Annotated in this window: 25 protein-coding genes; 15 read left to right on the top strand and 10 right to left on the bottom strand. The window is 57.2% G+C overall.

Features of this window, described 5'->3' with window-relative positions; translation table 11 throughout:
* Positions 1–106: 106 nt before the first annotated feature.
* The 8 genes from ACOCF6_RS14700 (at position 107) to ACOCF6_RS14665 (ending at position 6,920) form a co-directional block, all read left to right on the top strand.
* The gene (locus tag ACOCF6_RS14700) at positions 107–640 is read left to right on the top strand and encodes a hypothetical protein (protein WP_482461086.1); all 534 of its coding nucleotides are present in this window, start codon (positions 107–109) and stop codon (positions 638–640) included.
* A gap of 340 nt (positions 641–980) precedes the next feature.
* Positions 981–2,195 (top strand): efflux RND transporter periplasmic adaptor subunit, encoded by a 1,215-nt coding sequence (locus ACOCF6_RS14695; protein ID WP_482461085.1) that lies wholly within the window; start codon positions 981–983, stop codon positions 2,193–2,195.
* 2 nt (positions 2,196–2,197) lie between these two features.
* Complete coding sequence (locus tag ACOCF6_RS14690) at positions 2,198–2,881, top strand: ABC transporter ATP-binding protein (protein WP_482461084.1); 684 nt, start codon at positions 2,198–2,200, stop codon at positions 2,879–2,881.
* Positions 2,882–2,884: 3 nt separating this feature from the next.
* Positions 2,885–4,111, top strand: a complete 1,227-nt coding sequence (locus tag ACOCF6_RS14685) for an ABC transporter permease (RefSeq protein WP_482461083.1) — start codon at positions 2,885–2,887, stop codon at positions 4,109–4,111.
* Between the two features lie 137 nt (positions 4,112–4,248).
* A complete protein-coding gene (locus ACOCF6_RS14680) occupies positions 4,249–4,419 on the top strand; it encodes a hypothetical protein (protein ID WP_482461082.1) in 171 nt (56 codons plus the stop codon).
* A 13-nt stretch (positions 4,420–4,432) separates the two neighbouring features.
* Entirely contained in the window at positions 4,433–5,206 is a 774-nt protein-coding gene (locus ACOCF6_RS14675) for an acyl-[acyl-carrier-protein] thioesterase (protein WP_482461081.1), read from the top strand.
* On the top strand, positions 5,203–5,625 hold the full coding sequence (locus tag ACOCF6_RS14670; RefSeq protein ID WP_482461080.1) for an HIT family protein: 423 nt from the start codon (positions 5,203–5,205) through the stop codon (positions 5,623–5,625). Before ACOCF6_RS14675 ends, ACOCF6_RS14670 begins: the two co-directional genes overlap by 4 nt.
* Entirely contained in the window at positions 5,586–6,920 is a 1,335-nt protein-coding gene (locus ACOCF6_RS14665; RefSeq protein WP_482461079.1) for a M16 family metallopeptidase, read from the top strand. Before ACOCF6_RS14670 ends, ACOCF6_RS14665 begins: the two co-directional genes overlap by 40 nt.
* Positions 6,921–7,038: 118 nt before the next feature.
* Here the strand turns inward: ACOCF6_RS14665 and ACOCF6_RS14660 are convergent, their stop codons facing one another.
* On the bottom strand, positions 7,039–7,227 hold the full coding sequence (locus ACOCF6_RS14660) for a hypothetical protein (RefSeq protein ID WP_482461078.1): 189 nt from the start codon (positions 7,225–7,227) through the stop codon (positions 7,039–7,041).
* Between the two features lie 176 nt (positions 7,228–7,403).
* Between ACOCF6_RS14660 and ACOCF6_RS14655 the strand changes: the two genes are divergently transcribed.
* The 7 genes from ACOCF6_RS14655 (at position 7,404) to ACOCF6_RS14625 (ending at position 17,902) form a co-directional block, all read left to right on the top strand.
* Entirely contained in the window at positions 7,404–8,513 is a 1,110-nt protein-coding gene (locus tag ACOCF6_RS14655; RefSeq protein ID WP_482461077.1) for an ABC transporter substrate-binding protein, read from the top strand.
* The gene (locus ACOCF6_RS14650) at positions 8,513–10,186 is read left to right on the top strand and encodes an ABC transporter permease (RefSeq protein WP_482461076.1); all 1,674 of its coding nucleotides are present in this window, start codon (positions 8,513–8,515) and stop codon (positions 10,184–10,186) included. The genes ACOCF6_RS14655 and ACOCF6_RS14650 overlap by 1 nt, the downstream gene beginning before the upstream one ends.
* A complete protein-coding gene (locus ACOCF6_RS14645; protein WP_482461075.1) occupies positions 10,179–11,234 on the top strand; it encodes an ABC transporter ATP-binding protein in 1,056 nt (351 codons plus the stop codon). The genes ACOCF6_RS14650 and ACOCF6_RS14645 overlap by 8 nt, the downstream gene beginning before the upstream one ends.
* A 246-nt stretch (positions 11,235–11,480) precedes the next feature.
* A complete protein-coding gene (locus tag ACOCF6_RS14640; RefSeq protein WP_482461074.1) occupies positions 11,481–12,941 on the top strand; it encodes a histidine kinase in 1,461 nt (486 codons plus the stop codon).
* 265 nt (positions 12,942–13,206) lie between these two features.
* Positions 13,207–14,724 carry an FG-GAP repeat domain-containing protein gene (locus ACOCF6_RS14635; RefSeq protein ID WP_482461073.1) on the top strand — a complete coding sequence of 506 codons (1,518 nt, stop codon included), beginning with the start codon at positions 13,207–13,209 and terminating at the stop codon, positions 14,722–14,724.
* Positions 14,725–16,488 (top strand): transporter substrate-binding domain-containing protein, encoded by a 1,764-nt coding sequence (locus ACOCF6_RS14630; protein ID WP_482461072.1) that lies wholly within the window; start codon positions 14,725–14,727, stop codon positions 16,486–16,488. It begins immediately after the preceding gene.
* A gap of 1 nt (position 16,489) precedes the next feature.
* Positions 16,490–17,902 carry a sigma-54-dependent transcriptional regulator gene (locus ACOCF6_RS14625; RefSeq protein ID WP_482461071.1) on the top strand — a complete coding sequence of 471 codons (1,413 nt, stop codon included), beginning with the start codon at positions 16,490–16,492 and terminating at the stop codon, positions 17,900–17,902.
* A 115-nt stretch (positions 17,903–18,017) separates the two neighbouring features.
* Here ACOCF6_RS14625 and ACOCF6_RS14620 read toward each other — a convergent pair whose 3' ends face one another.
* The 9 genes from ACOCF6_RS14620 to ACOCF6_RS14580 all read right to left on the bottom strand — a co-directional run bounded on the left by ACOCF6_RS14620 (position 18,018) and on the right by ACOCF6_RS14580 (position 25,737).
* Positions 18,018–19,466 (bottom strand): transglutaminase-like domain-containing protein, encoded by a 1,449-nt coding sequence (locus ACOCF6_RS14620; RefSeq protein WP_482461070.1) that lies wholly within the window; start codon positions 19,464–19,466, stop codon positions 18,018–18,020.
* A gap of 144 nt (positions 19,467–19,610) precedes the next feature.
* The gene (locus ACOCF6_RS14615; RefSeq protein WP_482461069.1) at positions 19,611–20,534 is read right to left on the bottom strand and encodes a diguanylate cyclase; all 924 of its coding nucleotides are present in this window, start codon (positions 20,532–20,534) and stop codon (positions 19,611–19,613) included.
* 46 nt (positions 20,535–20,580) lie between these two features.
* Positions 20,581–21,246, bottom strand: coding sequence for a ribulose-phosphate 3-epimerase (gene rpe, locus ACOCF6_RS14610; RefSeq protein WP_482461068.1), 666 nt, complete (start codon positions 21,244–21,246; stop codon positions 20,581–20,583).
* A gap of 8 nt (positions 21,247–21,254) precedes the next feature.
* Positions 21,255–22,616, bottom strand: a complete 1,362-nt coding sequence (rsmB, locus tag ACOCF6_RS14605; protein ID WP_482461067.1) for a 16S rRNA (cytosine(967)-C(5))-methyltransferase RsmB — start codon at positions 22,614–22,616, stop codon at positions 21,255–21,257.
* Positions 22,613–23,467, bottom strand: a complete 855-nt coding sequence (gene htpX, locus ACOCF6_RS14600) for a zinc metalloprotease HtpX (RefSeq protein WP_482461066.1) — start codon at positions 23,465–23,467, stop codon at positions 22,613–22,615. Before htpX ends, rsmB begins: the two co-directional genes overlap by 4 nt.
* A gap of 241 nt (positions 23,468–23,708) precedes the next feature.
* Positions 23,709–23,888, bottom strand: coding sequence for a hypothetical protein (locus tag ACOCF6_RS14595; protein WP_482461065.1), 180 nt, complete (start codon positions 23,886–23,888; stop codon positions 23,709–23,711).
* Between the two features lie 76 nt (positions 23,889–23,964).
* The gene (locus ACOCF6_RS14590) at positions 23,965–24,213 is read right to left on the bottom strand and encodes a hypothetical protein (protein WP_482461064.1); all 249 of its coding nucleotides are present in this window, start codon (positions 24,211–24,213) and stop codon (positions 23,965–23,967) included.
* A 62-nt stretch (positions 24,214–24,275) separates the two neighbouring features.
* Positions 24,276–24,506, bottom strand: coding sequence for a hypothetical protein (locus ACOCF6_RS14585; RefSeq protein WP_482461063.1), 231 nt, complete (start codon positions 24,504–24,506; stop codon positions 24,276–24,278).
* Positions 24,507–24,918: 412 nt separating this feature from the next.
* Positions 24,919–25,737, bottom strand: a complete 819-nt coding sequence (locus ACOCF6_RS14580; protein ID WP_482461062.1) for a sensor histidine kinase — start codon at positions 25,735–25,737, stop codon at positions 24,919–24,921.
* Positions 25,738–25,925 lie beyond the last annotated feature (188 nt).

The following is a 25,925-nucleotide window of genomic DNA, read 5'->3' as shown; positions in this document are numbered from 1 at the left end:
CAAGTTGACGCAGGGAAGCCCGAAATGGTAGTGTGCGCAAATCTTATTCCAATCCGGGGAAGTTACGTCGTTCTGAGACGGTGGCAATAACCAGGGAGGCCGCAACATGGATACGCATCAAAATGATGATATGGAAGCCGAACTTGCCCGGATGAAACGGGAAATGGCCACTATCATATATGGAAGCGGACACAAAATCACCCTGAATAACGGCAGAGTCCTGATAATGACAAGTCTGGTCCAGCGTCCGACGTATTCGCGGGCGATAAAAATCCTGCCGACCAGAAGCTATAATGACAGAAAGGTCGATTATGCCTATGACCGCGAAACCTACGTCCTGCATGCACCGCGTCTCTACGGTACTATTGCCCGGATGCTCCCCCCCGGATCTTCGCTGGCAAAGAGGTGTGCCGAGGACCCGTTTGAGGTGCTTCCCGGTGTTACCTGCATTGCCCGAATGGAATCGAAGCCGTGTGAACCTGTTGTCAGGGATGAGAACGACAGCAACCCGCCCGTTTCGTCCTGCCTCACGCTCGTGTGGTTTCAGAATTACTGGGCCATGCCGATCGACAGTGAAGTCATGGAAAAGCTGCGGGTCTTTGATTGGGACATCCATGCCTGTGATAAAGGAGCGATTTGATCTATTCCGCGTAACGGCATTTCCATCTGCACGCAGTGGTATGAGACCAGCCTGACCACCCATTTTTTTCGATTGACTTATCGGGGAAAAGCTTTAAGATAAGATCAGTCCTGTTAAGAATCAAATAACCAACGAAAGGAGACCCATAGTATGTGGACTTCAAGATTCAGAATCCGTCCGGTATCCCACTGCAAAGAGGGTTGCCCTAGTTGGCCCGCCGCCTAATCGCGGTGGGCGTCCTCGAAGAAAAGCCCCGGTCCGCGGACATGGGGCTTTTTTTTGGTTGTTTTTCTGGTATGATGCCCCCCTATCCACCCATTCTTCCCCGTGTGAGCGTTCCATGAAAAAGATACTGCTGATTGTCGGACCACTTCTGCTCATTGCCGGTATCTCCATCTACCTGTTTCTGAACAGGAAACCGGAGATCACGTACAAGACCGCTAAAATTGAACGGGGCGCCATCGTCAGCACCGTGTCCGCCACCGGCAATCTGAGCGCCGTCACCACCGTCCAGGTCGGTACCCAGGTCTCGGGGACGATCCAGAAGCTGTATGTAGACTATAACTCGCGGGTCAAGAAGGGCCAGACCATCGCCGAGATCGACCCGTCGCTGTTCAATGCCTCGGTCGAACAATCACAGGGCAATTTTCTGAGTGCCGAGGCCAACCTGCTGAAGGCCAAGGTCGCTCTGGCGGATGCCGAGCGGACCAACAACCGCAACAAGAAACTGCTGGCAGACGGCATCATCTCCCAGAGCGATTATGACGTGGCGGAAACCGCTTACCAGTCGGCCAAAGCCGGCGTAAAGGCCGCTGCGGGGAGTGTCGCCCAGACCCGCGGCTCATTGATGCAATCCAAAACCAACCTGCGCTATTCCATCATCCGCTCCCCGGTGGATGGTGTGGTCATCTCCCGGGCTGTGGATGTGGGCCAGACCGTGGCCGCCTCGTTCCAGACCCCGACGCTGTTCACCATTGCCCAGGACCTGACCAAGATGCAGATCGAGGTCAGCGTGGACGAGGCCGATATCAGCCGCATCAAGATGGACCAGAAGGCCAGTTTCACCGTTGATTCCTATCCCGAACAATCCTTCAAGGGCAAGGTTGTCCAGATCCGCAGCTCACCGATCATCAACCAGAACGTGGTTACCTACATCACCGTGGTCAACGTGGATAATACGGACCTGAAACTCAAGCCCGGCATGACCGCCAATGTGTCCATTGAGGTTGACAGCAGGGACAACATCCTGAAATTGCCGCCGGCGGCCTTGCGATTCAAACCGAAAACAAAAGAGGATGATCAGCCGGCGACGAAGCGCCCGGGCTCCGCAGATACCGCCAAAGGCCAGCGCAAGGGCAAAGGCAAACAGGTCTATATCCTGAAAGAGGGCAAACCGCTGGCAGTTCCGGTCAAAACCGGCATAGCCAACAATACCAGCATCGAACTGGTGGAAAGCACCCTCAAGGAAGGCGATGAAGTCATCATCGAGCAGCAGGGGGGCGACAGCAAGAAGAAGACCGGCGGGACAGGTTCGCCCATGGGACGGCCGTTCTAGTCATGGCTGATGTCATCTCCCTCACCGGTATCCGTCGTGTGTTTATCATGGGCGACCAGCAGTTCGAGGCGCTCAAAGGGGTTTCTTTTGGTGTGGCTGCCGGTGAATTCGTCGCCATCATGGGGGCTTCCGGGAGCGGAAAATCAACCTGCATGAATATCCTGGGGTGCCTGGACCGTCCTACTGCCGGCGAGTACCTGCTGGACGGACTGGACGTGGGGGGCATGAATCCGGATCAGTTGGCCGCTATCCGCAACCGCAAGCTCGGCTTCGTCTTTCAGGGCTTCAACCTGCTGGCCCGCACCCCGGCGGTGGAAAATGTGGAACTGCCGCTGGTCTATGCCGGCCTCTCTTCCCGGGAACGCCGTGAGAAGGCCCTGGCAGCCCTGGCGCAGGTTGGTCTGGCCGGCAAGGAATTCAACCACTCCAGCCAGCTCTCCGGCGGCCAGCAGCAGCGGGTGGCCATTGCCCGGGCCCTGGTCAACAGCCCGGCGGTGATCCTGGCTGACGAGCCGACCGGAAACCTGGACAGCACTACCACGGAAGAGATCATGACCCTGTTCACCAACCTCAATAAACAGGGCATTACCATCATCATGGTAACCCACGAGCACGACGTGGCAGCCTATGCCAACAGGCAGATCACCTTCAAGGATGGGCAGATCATCACCGACACCAGGGAATAACGGATGGACTTCCTTCAGACCCTCAAAATAGCCCTGCGGGCCCTGCGCACCAACAAAATGCGCTCGTTTCTGACCATGCTCGGCATCATCATCGGCATCGCCGCCGTTATCGCCATGATGGCGGTCGGTTCGGGCGCCAGCTACGTCATCTCGCAGCAGATCGCCAGTATCGGCAGCAACATCATTCTGGTCATCCCCGGTTCCACGACCAGCGGTGGACTGCGCATGGGGAGCGGCGGCAGCCAGACCCTGACTGCGGATGATGTCCGCGCCATCATGGCTGAATGTCCTTCGGTTGCTCGTGCATCCGGCACAACCCGCACCACGTCCCAGGTGGTCTACGGCAACATGAACTGGTCGACCCTCATCATGGGTGCCACCCCGGAACTGTTCGATATCCGCGAGTGGCCGGTTGTCATCGGACGCAGTATCGGCCAGCAGGATGTGGACGGAGCAGCCAAGGTCTGCCTGCTGGGTCAGACCGTGGCCGACAACCTGTTCAGCGGCGATGACCCGATCGGCAAGATGGTGCGCATCAAAAAGATACCCTTTACGGTGGTCGGCGTGCTGGAGCGCAAGGGACAGTCACCCCAGGGCACCGATCAGGACGACACCGTTTTCGTGCCGCTGCGTACGGCCCAGATCAAGCTGTCGCGTTCCTCGCATCCCAACTCGGTCGGCGCCGTGATTGTACAGGCACAAAGCGAGGCGCTCCTGGATAAAGCTGAAGAGGAGATCAACAGCCTGCTGAAACAGCGCCACCGCATCACCAATGGCAAGGAGGCGGATTTTTCCACCCGCAACCTGTCCGAAATCCTGGCCGTGGCAGAGCAGTCCTCCAAGGCCATGTCGTTGCTGCTCGGCGCAGTAGCCTCTATCTCGCTGATCGTCGGCGGCATCGGCATCATGAACATCATGCTGGTTTCGGTGACGGAGCGCACCCGGGAGATCGGTATCCGCATGGCCATCGGGGCGCGCAAGAAAGACATCCTGTGGCAGTTCATGACCGAAGCGGTGCTGCTGACCATGCTGGGGGGCATTATCGGCATCATCCTGGGTGCCGCGGGCGCAATGATTGTTTCCCGGATTCTCTCCTGGCCGACACTGATCTCGATCCAGTCGATTACGGTGGCCTTCTTCTTCTCCGGGGCCGTGGGCATCTTCTTCGGCTTTTACCCGGCCAGGAAAGCGGCCGGGCTCAACCCCATCGACGCGCTACGCTACGAATAGCAGCCGGATACAATGAATACAGATTGTATGTACTCCCCTCCCTTGCCCAGAGGCACCTACTTCTGGTGACGGGAGGGGAACTTTTGCGAAGATTTAAACAGTTACATGGTCCATACTTAACTAAAAGGCGGTGACACATGGCAAAACCGAATTTCAACTTTATCAAGCGGCAGAAGGAACTGGAAAAGAAGAAGAAAAAAGAGGAAAAGGCCCAGCGCAAACTGGAAAAAGGGACCGACGGAGCCGAAGAGACCGAGGAAACCGAAGAGGACGCGGATCAAGCGGCAGACCAGGAAGAGACGCCATAACAGGCTGGCCATAATGACTGCAGAGGGCCCCATTTTTGAATATGAACTGCCGGTCCGTTACCATGAGCTTGATTCTCATGGCAACGTCAGCCCGGTGACCCTGCTTAATTACCTTCAGGACACCGCCGGGCTCCATGCCGCCCGACTCGGCATTTCGGTAACAGACCTGCGCAGACAGGGTCTTACCTGGGTACTTTCACGGATCCACCTGCATGTCGCACAGTATCCGCGGGCAGATGAGAGTGTGGTGGTAAAAACCTGGCCGGCCACACGGCAGGGTCTGTTCAGCTGCCGCGAATTCGAGCTGACCGGCGCCAGTGGGCTGGTCTACGGCCGGGCCACGACCTCCTGGGCGGTTCTCAACATTATCAGCCGCCGGCCGGTAAGGCTTGAGGAACACCTCCCCGCCTATCCACTGCACCCTCACCGGGCGATCGATGATGATTTTGCAACCCTGCCGCTGCTACCGGCTGCTTCGACAGCCGAGTACCCCTTCCGCGTGCTGCGAAGTGACCTGGATACCAATCATCATGTCAACAATGCCATCTATGCCGGCTGGGCCCTGGAAACCGTGCCGGATGAGATCGCCGCAGGCACCTTGTGCGAGCTGGAGATTTCCTTCCGGGCCGAGGTGCTGTACGGAGAAGCCGTCCTGTCCCGCTGTGTCGTGACCGGGCCCGGGCTGTGCCTGCACCAGATCATCAACAAAAAGGACAACAGGGAGCTGGCGCGGTTGCGTACCCGCTGGACCACCAAAGCCACACATCCAGGAGGACACGCTCCATGAGTTATGTTGAAGGTTGCCCCATGTGTCAGCGCTGGGAAGAACATTGCGATCTGCGGATCATTGAACTGGAACATTCTTTCGTGGTCCTGAATCGCGACCAGTTCTTCCCCGGCTATACCCTGCTGTTCACCAAAAAACATGTAACCGAACTCTTTCATCTGGATCACACGGTGCGCGCAGCGCTGATGGAAGAGGTCAGCACTGTTGCCAAGGCGCTTCACACCCTGTTTCAGCCCGACAAGATCAACTATGAACTGCTGGGAAACATGGTACCCCATATCCACTGGCACCTGGTGCCGCGCTTTGCGACGGAACCACTCTGGCCACGCCCGATCTGGGCCGAGCACCATGAGGAGCTCACCTTATCACCGGAAGAGTATTGCCGGCGCATCCAGCTGATCCGGCAGGCGCTGCCATGATCCGCCCGTACATCCATACCCTGCTCAACGGCCTGCGGGTGGTCTGCGTGGAAATGCCCCATCTGCATGCGGCAGAACTGGCCGTTTACCTCAAGGTCGGCGGCCGAAATGATCCACCCGGCAAAACGGGACTTTCCCATTTCCTTGAACACATGCTGTTCCGCGGGACACAGGATTTCGCTTCGTCGCTGGAGATCGAAAATGCCTTCGAAGCCATCGGCGGCGCCCCGAATGCGGCCACGGATGCCGAATCAACCTGTTATTATTCCCGCATCCACCCCGATCATGTCAGGCGCGGCATGGAGATCTTCGCCTCGATGCTGCAGCGGCCGCTGCTGACCGGGATCGAGGTCGAAAAACGCATCATCACCGAAGAGGCACGGGAAGACCTGAATGAGCAGGGGAAGGAGATCAACCCCGATACGATCGTCAGTCGACTGCTCTGGCCGCGACACCCCCTGGGTATGCCGACCATCGGCACCCTGGAAAGCATCAGCAGCATGTCCCAGGAGGATCTGAGCGCCCACCTGCAGGCCTACTATCGCCCCAACGCCGCGGTGGTGGTAGTTTCAGGCCCGGTTCGCAGCCACGAGGTTTTCGCCTGCGCCGAAACAATCTTTGGCACCTGGCAGGCCGGCTTACTTCCACCGGTCACTCCGGCGCTCAGCCGAATCACGTCGCCCCGGATGAGCTTTGTGCATGATTCCGACAGCCAGATGAATCTGCAGCTAGCCTTTCTGGCCATACCCCGTGGAGACTCCCGCATTACGGCACTGCGGATGTTGCGCCGGGTGCTGGCTGGCGGCGGCAGCGCGCGCCTGTATCTGCGTCTGCGGGAGGAACTCGGCATCATCTATTCGGTGGAGGCCGCCATCGGCACCTATGATGAAACCGGATGCCTGGCTATCGATCTCTCCACGGCCCCGGAAACCCTGGCTCAGGCTATCGAGGTCACGCTGGAGGAGCTCGTCAGAATTGCAACAGAGCCCATGCCTGACGCTGAACTGGATCGGGTCAGGCAATCATATATCTTCGACCTGGAGTACAGCCAGGATTCGACCTACGAGATGGGCGGCCGCTACGGCTGGGGCGAACTGATGCAGAGTGTGCGTTCTATTGAAGAAGATCAGCATGCGGCCCGCAACACCGGCTCTGCGGATATAGCCGCCATTGCCCGGGCGATTTTTACGCCGGCCAACCTGCGCCTGGTAGCCGTCGGTCCCTGGAAAAAAGGGATGAAAAAACAGGTGCGCGCACTGGTCGCGGGCTATGCCGAAAAGTTTTCATCCCTGTGAGGTATCGCCAACAGATGCCTTTCTTTGCTACAGCACCGTCTCGAACCTGCTCTTTCCGGTAACCTCGTATGAACGTAGTACGAGTCTCTGAATCTTAGTACACGATATAAATCCTGTCTCACATCAATGCAATAAGGCCCGCGCAACCGTGGGCCTTTTTTGCATTGAGCAACATTCGATTCATTACATCGATCAGACGAAAGGTTATGCCCAAAGGAAAGGTCATACCTTTGGGCATAGTGCCTTTATGCCTGCAATTCAAGCAGGTTGAACGTCCACGCACACCAATGCCTATGAATCTGGTCATACCCTTCCTCCGTAGCCTCAATCAAGAAATAGCAGCGTTTCCCCTGCAACATCAAGCAATTATAAATCCAGAAATCACGTGGCACACTGGTTGCTAACATTGTTTTATATATCATCTAACGGACCTTTGCCATGCACCGTGCTAAAGGCGACCCACACCAAAGGAGGAAGTACCGCATGAAATCAAACACCGTCGCACGAAGAATCACGCAGGTCATCGCAGGGGCATGCGCACTCCTGCTGCCGCTGGCCGTATGGGCAGCTCCTGCCGGCTACCCGGCCGATTACCAGAAAATTATCGACGCCGCCCGGAAGGAAGGCAAGCTGGTGATCTACGCCACCACCGACACCAAGGCCGCCGAACCGATCGTGAAGGATTTCGAGGCGCTCTACCCCGGCATCAAGGTCGAGTACAACGACCTGAACAGCACCGAACTGTATAACCGCTTCATCGGTGAAGCCGCTGCCGGCGGCGGCACCGGTGATATCACCTGGAGTTCATCCATGGACCTGCAGGTCAAACTGGTCCTCGACGGGCACGCCCTGGCATACAAATCCCCTGAAGCCAAGAGCCTCCCGGGGTGGGCAAACTGGAAGGACCAGGCCTACGGCACCACCTACGAACCGATCTCCATTGTTTACAACAAGCGTCTGCTCAAGGGTGACGAGATACCCAAGTCACACGCCGACCTGGCCAGGGCCCTGGCCAACCCGAAATTGAAAGGCAAGGTCGTCACCTACGATCCTGAGCGGAGCGGCGTCGGCTTTTCGTACCTGACACAGGATCTTAAAAACAATACTGCGGGCTTCTGGAATATGGCCAAAGCCATGGGCGATGCAAAGGTCAAGGTCTACACCAGTACAGGTGCCATGATGGAAAAGGTCAGCTCCGGCGAAGCGCTGATGGGCTACAACATCATCGGTTCCTACGCCTTCCTGAAAGCAAAGAAAGACCCCTCCATCGGCTATCTCTACCCATCGGATTACACGGTGGTCATGTCCCGCGTCATGTTTATCTCCAAACATGCCAAGAACCCCAATGCAGCCAAGCTCTGGCTGGACTACCTCCTCTCGGCCAGGGGCCAGCAGATCGTATCCGACAAGGCCGATCTGTTCGCCATCCGCTCCGATATCGTTGGTGACACCACCATGGCCAAACTTTCCAAACAGCTGGGCAAAGGCGCCAAAACGATCCCGATCAGCAAGGAAACCGTTGAGTTCCTCGATCAGAAAAAGCGCCTGGATTTCCTCAAAAAATGGCAGCAGGCACTCGGGACGGTTAAATAATGAACAAGATGCCCTTCTCAAAGATTGTGGTGATCATACTCACCGCCATCGCGGTCTTCCTGCCGATCGGCCTGCTCTGCTGGCAGAGTTTTCTGGATGCGCCGTTCTTCGACCCAAAGAAGCTGTACGGCCTGGATGCGTACCGCTTCATCTTTGAAGATCCGGACTTCAAACGGGCCTTTCTCAACTCCTTCTATATCTCCCTCGGCATGGCGTTTATCTCTGTGCCGCTGGGAGGGTTGCTGGCCTTTCTGATGGTGCGCACCAACCTTCCGGGAAGAAGCTGGATCGAACCTCTGCTGCTGATTCCGGTATTCGTATCGCCGATGATCCTCTGCTTCGGCTACACGGTTTCGGTCGGGCCGGTCGGCTTCATCTCCATCTGGGCCCAGAACATCCTGGGCATGGTCCCCTGGAACATCTATTCCATGACCAGCATCGTCATCATCGCCGGCCTTTCCCATGTGCCGCACGTCTATATCTACTCCTCCTCGGCACTGCGCAGCCTGGCGTCGGATGTAGAGGAAGCGGCCCGGGTGGCCGGAGCCGGCCCGCTCAAGGTGGCGGCCACGGTCAGCCTGCCGATGGTCATGCCGGCCATGCTCTACAGCGGCGTGCTGGTCTTTTTCCTCGGCTTCCAGGTCTTCGGCCTGGCCCTGGTCCTGGGTGATCCCGAGGGGCACCTGGTCCTGGCCACCTACCTGTACAAGCTGACCAACAAACTCGGCACGCCGTCCTATCACCTGATGGCGGCCGTGGCCATGTGCATCGTCGCCATCACGGTGCCGATGGTGCTGTCACAACGCTTCCTGCTGCGCAACGCCCACAAGTACATCACCCTCAAGGGAAAAGGTGCGCTGCAGCGCACCCTGCCCCTGGGTGGCTGGCGCTGGGTGGCAGCCGGAGCCATCTTCGCCTGGCTGGCGGTAACCGTGATCATCCCGATTGTCGGCATCGTCTTCCGCGCCTTCGTCACCAACTGGGGCGAGGGGGTCACCTTCCTTGAGGCCTTTACCCTGAACAATTTCAAGGAGGTCTTCGAACAGAGAAACCTGATGCGGGGCGTTATCAACACCGTGCTGCTAGGCGTATTCGGCGGCGGTCTGTCGGTGATCTGCTTCACCTTCATCGGACTGTCATCGCACCGCAAGAACAACGGCTGGACACGGCTGCTGGACTACACCGTCATGACCCCGCGTGCGGTCCCCGGGCTGTTGGCCGGCCTGGCCTTCCTGTGGGTGTTCCTCTTCTTCCCGCCGCTGGCACCCTTCCGCAAGACGCTCTTCAGCCTCTGGCTGGCCTATTCGGTCGTCTGGCTGGCCTACGGCATGCGGCTGGTCTCCACCTCGCTGCTGCAGGTGGGGCCGGAGCTGGAGGAATGCGCCCGGGTGACCGGCGCCACACCGGGCCAGGTCAGCCGCCACGTGACCGTGCCGCTGATCAAGTACGGCCTGCTGGCCAGCTGGCTGATGATCTTCATGATCTTCGAGCGTGAATACTCCACCGGGGTCTATCTGCTCGGTCCCGGCACCGAGGTCATCGGCTCGCTGATGGTTTCCCTGTGGGCCGCCGGCTCCATTGACATCATCTCCGCACTTTCGTTCATCAACATACTACTGGTCAGCGTCGGGATGGGCATCGCCCTGCGCTATGGAGTGAAACTGCATGACTGAATTAACTATTAAAGATCTACACGTCACACTGGGCAAAAACCACATCCTGAAGGGTGTCTCCATGGAAGTCAAACGGGGCGAGATCGTGGCCCTGCTCGGCCCTTCCGGGAGCGGCAAGACGACGCTGCTCCGATCCATCGCCGGGCTGGAACTCCCGACCCAGGGCATGATCCGCATCAGCGACCAGACCGTCTTCGACTCGGCGAGCCGGATCGAGGTACCGGTGGAGAAGCGCAGCCTCGGCTTCGTGTTCCAGTCCTACGCCCTCTGGCCCCATCGCACGGTCTTTGAAAACGTTGCCTACGGCCTCAAACTGCGCAAGACCCCGCAGGAGGAGATTCGGGAGCGGGTGCAGGAGGTCCTTGGCAACCTGGGACTGGGCCATCTGGGCGACCGTCATCCCCATCAGCTCTCCGGAGGCCAGCAGCAGCGCGTGGCCCTGGCCCGTTCGCTGGTCTACAAGCCGCAGGTGATCCTGCTGGACGAACCACTCTCCAATCTGGACGCCAAGCTGCGCGAAGAGGCCCGCATCTGGCTGCGCCAACTGATCATCGACCTGAACCTGTCGGCGGTCTGCGTGACCCACGACCAGGCCGAGGCCATGGCCATGGCCGACCAGGTCGTGCTGCTGCAGAACGGGATCATCGAGCAGGCCGGCACACCCCAGCAGATGTACGGCGCACCGGAATCCCTCTTTGTGGCCGAATTCATGGGAAACAACAACCGGCTCTCCGGCCAGGTGGCCGATGTCTCGGGAAACAACGCCAGGATCGTGGGTGAAGGGTGGGCACTTAACGGCCGGCTCAAATCCCCCCTCAAGACAGGGGACAAGGGCACGGCGGTCATCCGTCTGGAGCGGCTGCGGCTGGCCAATGCCCCGGGGGAAAACACCCTGCGCCTGCCGCTTTCCTCCTCGGTCTACCTGGGAAACACCTGGGAGTACGTCTTCGACATGGCCGGCACGCTGATGCGCGGCTACGGCACGGAACCACTGCCGCCCGGGGACCAACTGGTGGAGGTTCCGGCCGAACACCTGTGGATATTCTGACACCCGGCAGCTCTCGCAGCACCTGAAACAGCAGTACCTCCTTCAATGGGGGGCAGTTATGAGATGCCCCCACTTTTTCACCACTCATTCATGTACGGGTATTTTGAAGTGATTTTGTGACACGGAGTCCACGATATCCACATCTCAGAGAAAGGGGGCAGCTTCATCCGGAAACATTCCAAGCACGCGGTTACACCCGCTCCGGTGCAGAGTTCATTACTAAACACACTATTATCAGGAGGCAACATGAAGAAACACAGTCTTAAGGTATCGGTAGCTGCCGTGGCGGCAGTGGGATGTATGGGCACGACGGCACTGGCCATGGAGCATGAGTTTAACGGCCTGCTCAGAATCAAGGGAGATTTTACCAATTGGGACCAGGCCGGCAAGAATGATTCGGCGGTCAGAGTCACACCCGCCCCCACCCCGGCCAACCAAACCAACAGCATGTTGTCCCGTGACAGCCTGGGCAAATCCTATTTCTACACGGAACAACGCTTGAGGCTTAAATACACCGGCAAACTTACCAACGATATCAAACTGGTGACCCAGTTTGAAATCGACTCCCGCTGGGGTGACAATTCCCAGGATGTCAAACGGAATGAGGGTGGTGGCATGGAAGCTGACACCATCAACCTGGAAACCAAAAATGTCTACATGGAATTCAAGGTGCCCTACATGCCAACTACCGTGCGGGCCGGCATCCAGTCGTATGATGATGCCTACAAAGGTATATTTCTGGGCACAGACACCGGTGGTGTCATTACGAACACTCGACTTGATAACACCGTGATCACGGCTGGATGGCTGCGCGGCTATGACAACAAGAGCTTTAAAGACAGCCCCGTTTCCGACACCGTCGGCGCTTCGTCAAACGGAAACTACACTCCCGGACGCTACTCGCTGGATATCGGAATTCTGGAAGCTAAGCATGACGTTAGCAAGGCGTTCAAGGTCGGCGGATCGTACTACATGACGTACGACAATCTCAACAAGGGGTATAACATACTGAACACGCTGGGTGTGAATGCATCCTACAACTTTGGTCCCGGCGTTGTGGACGGTTTCCTGCTGTACCAGGCCGGCGACAACCCGACCAATAACTTTGGTCAGGTCGGTAAAAAGGTCTCCGCATTTGCCGCCAACGTGGCCGGCAAAATCAAGGCCGGTCCCGGTACGGCTCGGGCGACCTTCCTCTACACCTCGGGTGACGACGGCAAAGATGGATGCGTCCATGCCTTCCAGGCCGTTAACCAGCTGGGTGAAGGCAACGGCACCTCCACCTTCTCCTCTGCCCAGATGTTCTTGCTGATCGCCAACACCAAATACGCCGCAAACACAGACCGCGCATTGATCTATACCGCTACAAACTATGACCAGGGCGTCATGGGCGCCTTTCTGGGCTACGACATGGACATCGACAAGTCCTTTATCAAGGCCAATCTTGGCCTGGCTGCAGCAGCCCGCGAAAACAAGACCTTCAAACCCAAGAATCAGAAAACCGGTGGTTACAACAGCAACTACATCGGCACCGAGATCAACGCGGAAGTGGGATACCGCATCAGTGAGAACCTGACCGCCAGCCTGGTAAGCGGTTATGTCTTCCTGGGTGACTATTACAAGGATACGGCCATCCTTCCCAACGGCTCTGTAAAAACACCTGACAACCCATGGAAAAACATGGTGGTACTCAACCTGACATTCTAGGCGCTTCAGCCGGGCATGCCCCATCCGACAACCTCCGGGGTTTCAAAACACCGGAGGTTTGTCCATATCGGCTGTTTTTTTCGTTTGCCAACAAAAACCTGAGCAGTTTGAATTTCTGTTGCCGGTTTGGCGCGCAGTCGGGTAATAATAAACCCGGCTGCGCCCCATCGCCTTCCTGACCCAGATAAACTGGATAAGTGCGTTAACGAAAGTTTTTTCTGCAAAAAACCGCAGAAAATACTTTCTAACTTACTAAGGAGTCACCATGAAACTGCCTTTCCCTGTCCTGATGTCTGCCCTCCTGCTGCTAACCTTGACGTGTGCCGCTCCTGCCGAACCGCTTAAAACCTATATATCCGAATTCACGGTGGCAGGGGCACCCGGAAAGGATGAGCTCAAAACGACGCTACAGGTGCTATTGGCCTCCCGACTCAACCGCGATCAGGTGATACGCGTCGAAAGTGCCGACAAAGCCGAGCTGCTGCTGTCCGGCAGCTATGCCCTGTTCGGAAGGATCTTCAGTCTCGACGTCCTCATCAAACAGACCAGCAACGGTGCAATGATCAGTGTCTTCGAACAGGGAGAGGGCCAGGACGACCTGCTTCCCGCCATGGGGCGACTGGCCGGGAAGATCGACCGTGAGTTGGGCAGGATCCCGGCGACAACACCTGTTACTTCAGCCCTTTCAGCTTCTCAGCCAGTGCTTGCTCTCCCAGCCCCTGCGCAGGCTGCTGCCACGACCACCATACTGAAAACCGCCGCACAGCCCACCACCCCGGCAGACGCTTATATGATCAAGCCTGACAGCGCACTCCCCGCAAGTGGCGCCGCGTCTCCCTTGGAGGGGGTGTTTACCAGCATCGCCCTGGGCCGCACCTTTCCGTCAGGTGAGCGAGAACTGTTTGTGGCCGGGGAACGAACAATCCGTTTTCTTCGGGCCGGCATCGAACAGAAGCTGATCGCCGAAGTCGTCATCCCCAATCCCGCAAAAATACTGGCTATCGATACGGCTGACCTGGACCGCGACGGCACCCCTGAACTTTACGTCACGGTGCTGGACCGGGAGACCCTCAGTTCCCGCATCTACCGCCCGACTGATTCCGGCCTTGAATTGCTGGCGGACAATCTGCATTGGTTCTTCAGGGGCATTGGCGCTGATCTGAAGAGTCGTACCATTATTGTCCAGGGAATGGATACTGACGGAAACTATTTCGACGATGTCGCCGAACTGATAAAAATCGGAAACCGATTCGAGACCAGGAACAGCCGCAAGTTGCCCGCTCAGGGCAACATCTTCAACTTCACCCGTTTTCGTGATGCCGCCGGAGTCGAACTCCTGGCAATTCTGGATGGAGACGGCTACCTGATCGTCTCCACGAATGACGGTAAAAAGCTCTGGAAGAGCAGCGACAAGTACGGCGGTTCAGAAACCAGCTTCAAACACGAGTCCCTGACCCAGATGCGCTCCATGGGCGATCAGTACCGCTGGACCTTTATCGAGCAGAGAATCATTGCCCTGCCCGACGGCACCCTGCTCGTGCCGCACAACGAGGGGATATTCTCTGTCGGCAATAACCGTTCTTTTAACAAGCATTCCCTGTTTGCCCTGAAATGGACCGGCTCACTGCTCAAAGAAGCCTGGCATACCCGCACGACACAGAGTTACCTGGCGGATTATACCTACGACCCGGCATCACATGAGGTTCTGTTGCTGGAGGTCGTTCAGAAGGCAGGTCTGTTCGATACAGGCAAAACAATCATATCAATCAACAGGATTGACTAGATGAACAACGTAACAGGGGTGATACGCCTGGCAGGCCGCAAGCCGCCTATGTTGTGGCACGCCTGTCTCACCCTGTCCTGCCTGCTGCTGGCAATGATTATCGCCGCGCCGCTGCAGGCCGGCGACGGGGTCATCCACGTCGGTGGAAACCGCGACTACCCCCCGTACGAGCTGATCGACAAGGACGGCAAGCCGACCGGCTTTACGGTCGATCTGATGAAAGCGATTGCCGGCGTCATGGGTATGCAGCTCGACATCCAGCTTGGTCCGTGGGCCAAGGTGCACGATGACCTCCTGGCCGGCAGGATCGACATGACCCTGGGGATGTCAAACTCGGACGACCGGGAGAAGGTCTTCGATTTCACCTCGCCCCATACCATCGTCCAGCATGCCATCTTTGCCCGCAAGGAGTCGCCGGTTGTCAATTCACTGGAGGAGCTGCGCGGCAGGAAGGTGCTCCTGCACCGCAACGGCATCATGCACGAACGCCTGAAAAAACTGGGTTTCGAGAAGGACCTGGTGTTCACCGATACCCCGGCCGGTGCACTGCGCCTGCTGGCCTCGGGCGAACACGACTACGCCGTGGTGGCCCTGCTGCCGGGCATGTACCTCATCCGGGAAAACAAACTCGACAACCTTGTCCCGGTGGCCCGCAACGTGGCCTCCTTCCGCTTCTCCTTTGCCGTGAGAGAGGGCAACACGGAACTGCTTTCCCACCTGAACGAGGGGTTGGCGATCCTCAAAAAGAACGGGCAGTACCAGACCATCTACGACAAGTGGCTGGGGGTGCTGGAGCCGCACCGGGTGCCTTGGGACAAAGTCCTGCAGTATGGCGCCATGGTCATGATTCCACTGATGCTCCTCCTGACCGGCACCGTGGTCTGGTCGCGGACCCTGCAGCGCAAGGTGGCCCAGCGCACGGAGGAACTGGCCCAGGAGGTGGCACAGAAGAATCTCGCCCTGGATGAACTGCACCGCCATCAGGACAAGCTGGTGCAGGCCGACAAGATGGCATCGCTTGGGATCCTGGTCGCGGGTGTTGCCCACGAGATCAACAACCCCAATGGCCTGATTCTGCTGAATGTGCCGACCATCAGGGAGGCCCAGCAGGATGCCGAAACCATCCTTGAAGGGTATTTCCGCGAACATGGTGATTTCACCTACGGCGGCATCCCCTACTCGCGCATGCGGGACAAGCTGCCCCAACTGCTGACGGAGATGCAGGATGGTGCCAAGCGGATCAAACGGATTGTCGATGACCTCAAGGACTTCGCCCGCATCGACCAAGGCGATTCCCATGAGTTGTTTGATCTGAACCGGGTTCTGGAAACGGCACTGCGACTGGTCGATGCCACCATCCGCTCGGCAACCAGGCGCTGCGAGGTCCGTTACGCTGACAACCTGCCGAAGGTACGCGGCACCCCCCAGAGGATCGAACAGGTCATCATCAACCTGATCCTGAACGCCTGCCAGTCCCTGCCCGACTGCACGTATGGCATCTCCATCGCCACCGCCTGCGACCGCCAGGCAGGCACGGTCACACTGCAGGTGCAAGACGAAGGGATCGGTATCCCGCTGGAGCACCTGAGCCACCTCTCCGACCCCTTTTTCACCACCAAGCGGGAGGCGGGCGGCACCGGACTCGGACTGTCGGTCTCCACCACCATTGTCAGGGACCACGGTGGTGCGCTGGAATTCGCATCGCAACCCGGAGAGGGTACGACCGTCACCCTGACCCTGCCGACGGCAGACGAGGAGCATTGACATGAACGACACCCCCTATCCATCGTTCGGCATCCTGCTGGTAGACGACGAGCCGGCCTGGCATCTGTCCATCTCCGTCAGCCTGGAGCGCTGCGCCGGCATCACCAATGTGATCACCTGTCAGGACAGCCGTGCGGTGATGGAAATCCTTGGGCGGGAGGAGATCGGTCTGATCCTGCTCGATCTAGTTATGCCGCAGCTGGGGGGTGAAGAGCTGCTGGCCCTGATCCGCGAGCAGCACCCCGAGATCGCCGTCATCGTCATCAGCGGCCTGAATCAGCTTGAGACTGCGGTGCGCTGCATCAAGAACGGGGCCTTCGATTACTACGTCAAAACCGATGAGGAAGACCGGCTGATGGGCGGCGTCATGCGGGCCGTCAGAATGATTGAACTGGAGCGTGAAAACCGCGAGATGTCGCACTGCATCCTGACGGGTGCGCTGAAACACCCCCGGACCTTCAGCAGCATCGTAACCACCGATCGGGCCATGCACGGCATTTTCGCCTACATCGAGGCTGTGGCCCAGAGTCCGCAACCGCTGCTGATCAGCGGGGAGAGCGGGGTCGGCAAAGAACAGATCGCCCAGTCCGCCCACGCCCTCAGCGGCTGCCGAGGACCGCTGGTAGCGGTCAACGTGGCCGGCCTGGACGACACGGTCTTCGCCGATACCCTCTTCGGTCACGTGCGCGGCGCCTTTACCGGTGCAGACCAGGCCCGACGCGGCATGGTGGAGGAAGCCGGCGACGGCACCCTCTTCCTGGATGAGATCGGAGACCTGAGCATCCCCTCCCAGGTGAAGTTGCTGCGCCTGCTCCAGGAAGGGGAGTACTTCCCCCTGGGCAGCGACCGGCCCAAAAGGCTCAAGGCGCGGGTGATCGTTGCCACCCACCAGAATCTGGCGGCAAAGCAGGCTGCCGGTACCTTCCGGCGGGACCTGTATTACCGGCTCTGCACCCACCATATCCAGGTGCCGCCGCTCAGGGAGCGCAAGGGAGATATTCCGCTGCTGCTCGACCACTTTCTGAACGAGGCGGCGCGCGAACTGGGCAAGAAGAAGCCGACACCACCCAAGGAGCTGGCACAACTGCTCGCCACCTACAGCTTTCCCGGCAATGTCAGGGAATTGCGGGCCATGGTCTACGATGCTGTCAGCATCCACCGCGACCGGATCCTCTCCATGGAATCGTTCCTCAAGGTGATCGACCGCCCCGGGGTAGAGGTCAGCCCGGCTGTTGCAGAACTTTCGGAGAATAACCCCTTCACGAATTTCGAGCACCTGCCGACCTTTGCCGAGGGCGCAGAACTGCTGGTGACAGAGGCCATGGCCCGGGCAGGCGGCAACCAGAGCATAGCCGCCCGCCTGCTCGGCATCACCCAGTCGGCGCTCTGCAAACGGCTGAAAAAGGCGCGCTAGGCACGCAGGGAATTCCAGATATCAGGAGTAACCGTGCGGAGAAGGCTTGTCAGACGCAAAAAAGGCAGAAACCCTTGGTTTCTGCCTTTTTTTTGTGTTGCATGTGCACTGAAATTCAGTTGTATTTCGCCTCCAGCACCCCAATCCTGATCCTGCCGATAATGGCAATGATCGGGACCATGTCTTCCTGGGTGTGCCCTTCGAAGAACTTGAGATGGGTCGGATCGGCCGGCAGCTGGTTATAAGTCGGATCGACAGCGACCCAGCGATCAGCCAGCAAACTTTCTGCCCAGCTGTGATACAGGAACCCCTTGCCCTGCTGGTAGACCAGCCCGGATACAAAGCGGGTCGGAATACCGGCAGCCCGTGCCAGGGCAGTGTAGAGACGGGCATGGGTCTGGCAGTTTCCGGTGCGTTCCTTCAGGCTGACCAGGGCGCTGCCGCCATCCTCGATCGTATCCTTCAGCCAGTCGGCTGTCCATGCTGCCAGCACGTGCGCAATTTCCCGCGCATCCTTTTTGCCGGCCGCAAGCTCCTTTACTTTTGCAATGATCTCGGGGGCAGCGGACTCGATCTTGTCCGCTGGCTTCAGGTACATATCCATTGCGACCGCTGCTGCGGGCGCGGGAACCGGCAGAACAGCCGATCCGGTTCGTACGGTGATACGCCCTTCACCGCTTTTATCCACGGACTGGCCCCCTTCCTGAAGCAGCGGCAGGGCTTCATTCCAGCCGCTGATCTCCACAGCCAGACCGGTGAGTTTGGCCTGGTCGAGAATAGGCGGATCAACCCGTACCAGGCTGAAATCGTAGATCAGGTCCTTTTTGGACAGCACCAGTTCACCTACAAATGCACCGAGCTGTTTCGGGTTCTCGGCCCTGGTGGTGACCAGACCGTCGCGAACCGATTCGATAAGGGTGTTGCCCTGTGCATCAACCCAGATATCATTGCTGACAAAGGGATAAAGGTCATTGCGCAGCTTGAGAGCCGGCTGGCCATCGGGGGTATTCTCCTCACCCAGCACAGTGATCTTGACCTCTTTGGTCTTGACCTCTTCCGCATCGAAGGTAGTGGTCCGGTAGATTTTGCCGGGCGTCGCATCGCGCATCAGCGGGAATATGTTGAGGGCCGGCCCCGGATACAGATCACCTTTAAACTTGAGCTGTTTTTCGGTTATTTTACCGTTATGTTCACTTTTTACCCGCACCCTTCCGTCTGCAGCCTTGCCCGAAACGCGTGATGAAACGCCATTGATGGTCTGCTCCACCTCAAATGAGCGCATGGTCAGATTTTTTGCCACCAGATACGTTTCCCTCATGGAGGCTTCCTTGGAAAAGCCCATGACCTTCATGCGTACGCTGCCGTCCCCTTCGAAGCGGTAGCCGTCAGCGGTCTCGGAGATCTTTTGCCGGTAGAATCCTACCCGTTCATTATCGACATAAATACCGAACCAATTCTCCGAAAGCGCAGGTTTATCCAGCTTTTTCAAGGGTGCAGCCGCTGCCTGACAGATGCCCGCTGATACCAGGAGACAGAATAGAGCACCATACAATAATCGTTTCACGAGTAGTCCTTTTCCATCCGTACTAAAGCCGCAGATATGATTTCTAACTTACTAAAAAACAACGCAACCGACAACCCGATATATCGACTCAGGCGATCAGATTGCGTATACATTTCCATCCTGCACGAACCTTGTTACGGAATCTTATTCGGCGCACTCGACCCGGTTTCTGCCATTGGCCTTGGCCCGGTAAAGGGCATCATCAGCCATTTTGATGAAACCATCCACCGTGGTTGGTCCAGCTGTTGAAAAGAGGGCAACTCCCAGACTGACCGTCAGTGACAGTTTTGTCAACGCACCGCTGAACTTGGCCTTCTGGAGCGACATACGTACGCGATCGGCTACAAAGACCGCTTCCTTGAGGGTCGCATCCGGCAGCACCGCGATAAACTCTTCCCCCCCGTAACGGGCAGCGACATCATAACTGCGGAGTTCCTTCTGCAACTGGACAGCGACCTTCTGCAGGACGATATCCCCCTGCAGGTGACCATAGACATCATTTACCTGCTTGAAATGATCTATATCCAGCATGATCAGGGACAGGTTGCCCCCCTTGCGGACACTGCGCTGAATCTCTTTATCCAGCGCCTCCATCAGGTAACGGCGGTTGAATAGTCCGGTCAGGTGGTCGGTGTTGGACAGCTCCAGCAGCAGTTCATTGGTCCGCTTCAGGTCATCCTGCAGATTTTTTATCTTAAGGTGGATCTTGACACGTGCCACCAGTTCATCCGGATCGAATGGCTTGGTGATGTAGTCGCTGGCCCCCTGCTGCAGGCCCTTTATTTTGAGATCGCGATCATCCATGCCGGTCAGCATGATGACCGGTGTATCCTGCAGGTCCGGACGTGATTTCATCATGTTCAGGAACTTGAAACCATCGATGCGCGGCATTTCCAGATCACACAGGATAATATCGACCGGTGAAGAGAGCAGCTTTTTAAAACCTTCCAACCCGTCTTCAGCCTCGTAATAACGAACAAAAAGATTGAATGATTCCAGGGTCTTGATGATCCGCTCACGGATGGCTTCCGAGTCATCTATTATCAGCACACTATTAGACATGGTCATGAACTCTACCCCAATACCTGCGTATAAACTATCCGGTAGTTGTACCCTATAACAGCGGCTCCTGTGCCAATCGCTTCATTTCGGTAATGGTTGCTCCGTAATCAGGGCTACCGAAAACGGCGCTGCCTGCCACAAAGACATCAGCCCCGGCATGGGATATGCGGGCGATATTGTCGATCTTGACGCCGCCATCCACCTCCAGCTCGGCTTCGCTGCCGCGCCGGTCCAGCATGGCACGCAGGGCATGAATCTTGGGGAGACAGGCATCGATGAAACTCTGCCCGCCAAAACCGGGATTGACCGTCATCAGCAGCACCAGGTCCAGGTCATCGAGCACATAATCCAGGCAATTGAGCGGTGTGGCCGGGTTAAGGGAGACACCGGCACGTTTGCCCAGGGACTTGATCAGCTGGACGGTACGGTGCAGGTGGTTGACCGCCTCGGCATGCACAACGATGATGTCGGCGCCGGCTGCAGCAAAGTCGGGGATATAGCGGTCCGGATTTTCTATCATCAGGTGCACATCCAGCGGCAACGGGGTCACCCGCCGGGCGGCCTCAACAATCAGCGGACCGATGGTGATGTTGGGTACGAAGTGCCCATCCATCACGTCAATGTGGATATAGTCGGCACCGGCCGCTTCAAGGGCGCGGATCTCTTCCCCCAGTCGGGAGAAATCTGCAGACAGGATGGAAGGGGCGATCTTTTTCATACATGTCCTCATGTCTTTTTTCTGAGTCGTGCCGCGAAGAACCCGTCCATGCCATGGCGATGTGGCCAAGCACGGAACATGCCATCCTCTGTAAAAATTTCACGATACTCCGGGCAGACCTTCTTCAGGTCTTCTATCACACAATCGCTGTGGCGTGAAAGGAAATCGCGCACGACCTCTTCGTTTTCCTGCAGCGTGGTCGAACAGGTTGAATAAACCAGCACCCCGCCCGGCTTCAGCAGCCTGACGGCATTTTTCAGCATGGTCTTCTGAACAGCTGCCAGACGGGTAATATCGTCAGGCGTCAGTCGCCATTTGGCCTCAGGATTCCGTCGAATGACACCCAGACCGGAACAGGGGGCATCCAGCAGGACCCGATCAAAGGCAGCGGCTGGTAACGCCGCTGATTGCAGCAGGTCGGCGGCGCGAGTACGGATGTTCGTAATGCCCAGCCTTACGGATGACTCCAGTATCAACGGCAGCTTGGAAGCGGAGTTGTCCATCGCCAGCAACTCGCCCTGATTGACCATCAGCTGGGCCAGGTGGGTCGCCTTGCCGCCGGGAGCGGCACAGGTATCCAGCACCCGCTCCCCCGGTTGCGGATCCAGCAAAAATGCGACCATCTGCGACGCCTCATCCTGGACTGCAAACAAGCCCTCGCGAAAACCGGGCAGACCGGGGATATGGTGACGACCCTCGACCTGAATCCCGTGAGGTGAATAACGGCAGGCAGCAGCAGAGATGCCATTGGCGGCAAAGGTCTGCAGCAGTTCGTCCCGGGTGGTCTTCAAGGTATTTGCACGCAGTGTCAGGGGGGGTTGCCGGGATGAGGCCTCGGCCAGCAGCTCCGTCTCAGTTTCCCCGATCTGGCTGAACCACAGCTTCACCAGCCAGGCCGGATGTGAATGCCGGGCAGCTATCGAGTCGACCGGGGCGGCAACCGGATCAGGGAATGTGACCGTATCCTTGTTACGTAGATAATTTCGCAGGACGGCATTGACCAGGCCGCTGGCGCGGGGCAGGGTTTGCTTGGCCAGGTTGACCGATTCATTGACAGCAGCCGACTCGGGGATGCGGTCGAGGTACATCAGCTGATACAAGCCCAGACGCAGAAAGATCAATACCTGGGGCTCCAGCCTGAGGAGCGGCTGGGTCAGAAGGCCGGTCAGGATATAATCCAGGGTGCCCTGACGGCGGAGCACGCCGAACACCAACTCGGCGAACAGCCCACGGTCCGGACCGTTCAGCTTTCCGCCTGTCAACTCGCGATCCATCAGCTGATCGGCGTAACAGCCTTCCTTGTGGATACGGAGCAGTACGGAACAGGCTGCCTGGCGGGGATTGGATGAGGTCGAACCTGCGGCGCTCAAAAGGTGCGCATCCGTGACATCTCCTGCAGGCGGGCCACCCGTTCGGCCATGGGCGGATGGGTGGAAAACAGGGACATCATGCCCCCCCCGGTCAGCGGGCTGACGATGAACATATGGGCCGTAGCGGCGTTTGCCTCCATGGGAACCTGCTGGTTGCCCATCTCAAGCTTCTGCAGGGCATTGGCCAGCGAAAGCGGGCTGCCGCTGATGCTGGCGCCGCCGGCATCGGCTCCGAATTCACGGGAGCGGGAGATGGCCATCTGTACCAGCATGGCCGCAATCGGGGCCAGGATGGCCATCAGGATCATGCCGAAGATTCCGCCCCCCTCGTCATCATCGCTGCTGCGGCCGCCAAAGATGGCGGCAAACTGTGCCATGTGGGCCATATAGGTAATCGCCCCGGCAAAGGTGGCCGCAATGGTCGATATCAGGATATCGCGGTTCTTGACGTGGGCCAGTTCATGGGCCATGACACCGGCCAGTTCATCCTCGGTAAGGATGCGCAGGATGCCGGAAGTGGCAGCCACGGCGGCATGCTGTGGATTGCGGCCGGTGGCGAAGGCGTTGGGTGTATCCGTATCAATCAGATAGACCTTGGGCATGGGCAGTCCGGCCCGCTGTGCCAGCCGTCGCACGATACCGTAAAAACGGGGATCGTCAGCTTCACTGATCTCCCGGGCCCCGTACATGGAGAGCACCATCTTGTCCGAGAACCAGTAGGAGAAGAAGTTCATGCCGGCGGCCATCACAAAGGCAATGGCCATGCCCCCCTGGCCTCCCAGAGCGCCCCCCAGAGTGACCAGCAATACCGTAAGCAGTGCCATCAAAAATGTTGTCTTGAGTGTATTCATTATCGTCCTCGCCTGAATGGTGTTCAGTAGCTTTCACTAGTCAGATAATAATGATTAGCAGGTGAAAGTGCAAGGGTGCCGGTGGTTTTTGTAGCAATACACAAAAACCGCCATCCCCTGAATGAAATCAGGATCATGGCGGCATCGTCAAACAGTGCTGTGTTGCTGGAATGATGTGTCCCGCAATAAACGGCGGATCGTGCAACCGGAACCCCGAACATCCAGAAGACCAACCGCGGGGCTAACGGTGATCATCAGAGGCGTCACCTTCCTCGCTTTTATTGATACAGCGGTAATACATTGGAAATCCTACGAAAAAGGCAACACAGATCAGGTATTCAACACTTTTGATGTACTGGTAAAAATCTACCATGGTGAAAACTTCCCTGAATTCACCGAGCGCTGAAAATAACTGGAACATGAAGCACCTCCTTACCGGACTTCTCCTTTCCAAATCTCATCGGATTTGATGGCACAGGATACCACCCGTGCCGGCTTTACCTGGCCTTGACGGTTTCTTTTTCCTTGTCGCTGGCGACGCCTTTGATCAGGCCATACAGCATGATAATTGCCGGGACGCATTGAATTACAACCACCAGGGCACAGAATCCGAGAAAGAGCAGAATCAGGGGACCGCTTATGAAAACCTTATTGGTTACGCCCCCTGAGGCCAGGGCTGCGGTGCCGGTAACAAGACTGAGGGCAACGGCACTGCACACTGCTGTCAATGTCTGTTTTGCGTTCATGGCTGTTCTCCTTTATTGAATGATATGCCTGTATCAGATGTCTCGTGTCACGTGCACGCGGCCTATTTGCTGTTGGCAACCGTGGCCTTCTTGTCGGCTGGAGAGAAGATCCCCTTGAGCATCCCGCCGAGAAGTATCAGCGCGGGAACGAACTGGAACATGACGATCAACACACCAAAGGCAATGAAGAATGTCGCCATAAACCCAAGGCCTTCAACCTCAGCTCCGCCGGAAGCACATGCATATGATCCGGTTACCAGTAGGGACAGTACAAATGCTGACATGGTTTTCATGACATCCTCCTTTTTTGATGACTGTTACGCGCCTTGTAGCTCTGAATAGTTCAGATGCTCTCTGCATATAAACTAAAGCACCGAGCGTGCCAAGAAAGCACCTATTTGAAACCTTCGGCATAACATGCCTGAATAACAGCAGTTATTTAATTAGCAGCTTCCTAATTATGGGGATAGGAGTGACGGCGGGGCGGTGATACGTATACAGTCCGTATACAACCGCGCGTATCGATGCGGAAGGATTTGTTTTTATAACACCTTGATATCACTGTCAATAAGCAGTGCTTGTCGCAGCAATGCCCTGCATATTTATTCTATACACCTGTTGCAACCGTCACGGCACATCATACGTTACGCGCAGATGTTTTACCTGTAAACCCCGCTTGACTGCCGAATTGCATCATTTTCCCGATTATTCGCCGGTCGGAAGCGTAATGGTAAATGCGGTTCCCTGCCCCGCTTCGCTGGTAACGCTGATCTTCCCCCCCAGGTTCTCCACCAGCTTCCGGGTGACAAACAGCCCCAGCCCGGTACCTTCCCCCGGCTTCTTGGTGGTGAAATACGGTTCGAAGATCGTATCCAGCGCTTCGGCCGGTATGCCGGAACCGGTATCGGATATGATGATGGCAACTTCGTGGTCGTTGAGGGACGTTGATTCGACCAGCATCCGGCCACCGTCCGGCTCCATGGCCTGCAGACCGTTCATGATGATATTCAGGAGGATCTGCTTGAGGGCGTTGCCATCGACCGTAACAACCGGCAGGTGGTGGTCCAGAGTCCTGATGATGCTGACGCCGCGCTGGGCCGCCTCGTAGGCCAGGAAATCAAGGATAAACACGATCGTCAGGTTGACATCCAGCTCACCGGGGGTGTCATCATGGCTGCTGAAATTCAAAAGTCCCCGGGTCAACTGCGAAAGCCGCTGCGCCTCACTGTTGATCCGGGCCACCATCTCGCGCACAAATTCCGACAACTCCTCTTCGCGCAGGATCAGCTGCGAGGCGGAAGTGATAACGGAGAGCGGAGCATTCAGTTCATGCACGACGCCGGCGGATATCCTGCCCAACTCGGCCATTTTTTCATTGTAGGCCAACTGCTTTAACATCTCAGAACTTATTTTCAGCGGATTTTCAAACAAAAATTCATTGGTAAATGTACGTATCCCGTTTGTCAGAGTCGGAAGTTTTCCGCCGATGACTTTTGTGGTATGCCGGTCTGGTGCTTCTTTCATAAACACTCCGGTGTGTTATACGTTTCGAGAGGAACTGGTGATGTGTGGTTGTCGTGTCAACAGCGCCCAACAAAGAGGCACCGTACATGTGTTATTGCATACTAAATGAACAAAATCGGGCTGTTTGAGCTGGAATCCGGGGGTTTATACGTAGATAGAGCAAGGAGTGGGCCAACGCTATTATCCCT

Source organism: Geobacter psychrophilus (assembly GCF_056821595.1).
The sequence above is the reverse complement of the archived record's forward strand: the minus strand, read 5'-3'. Positions and strand labels throughout refer to the sequence as shown.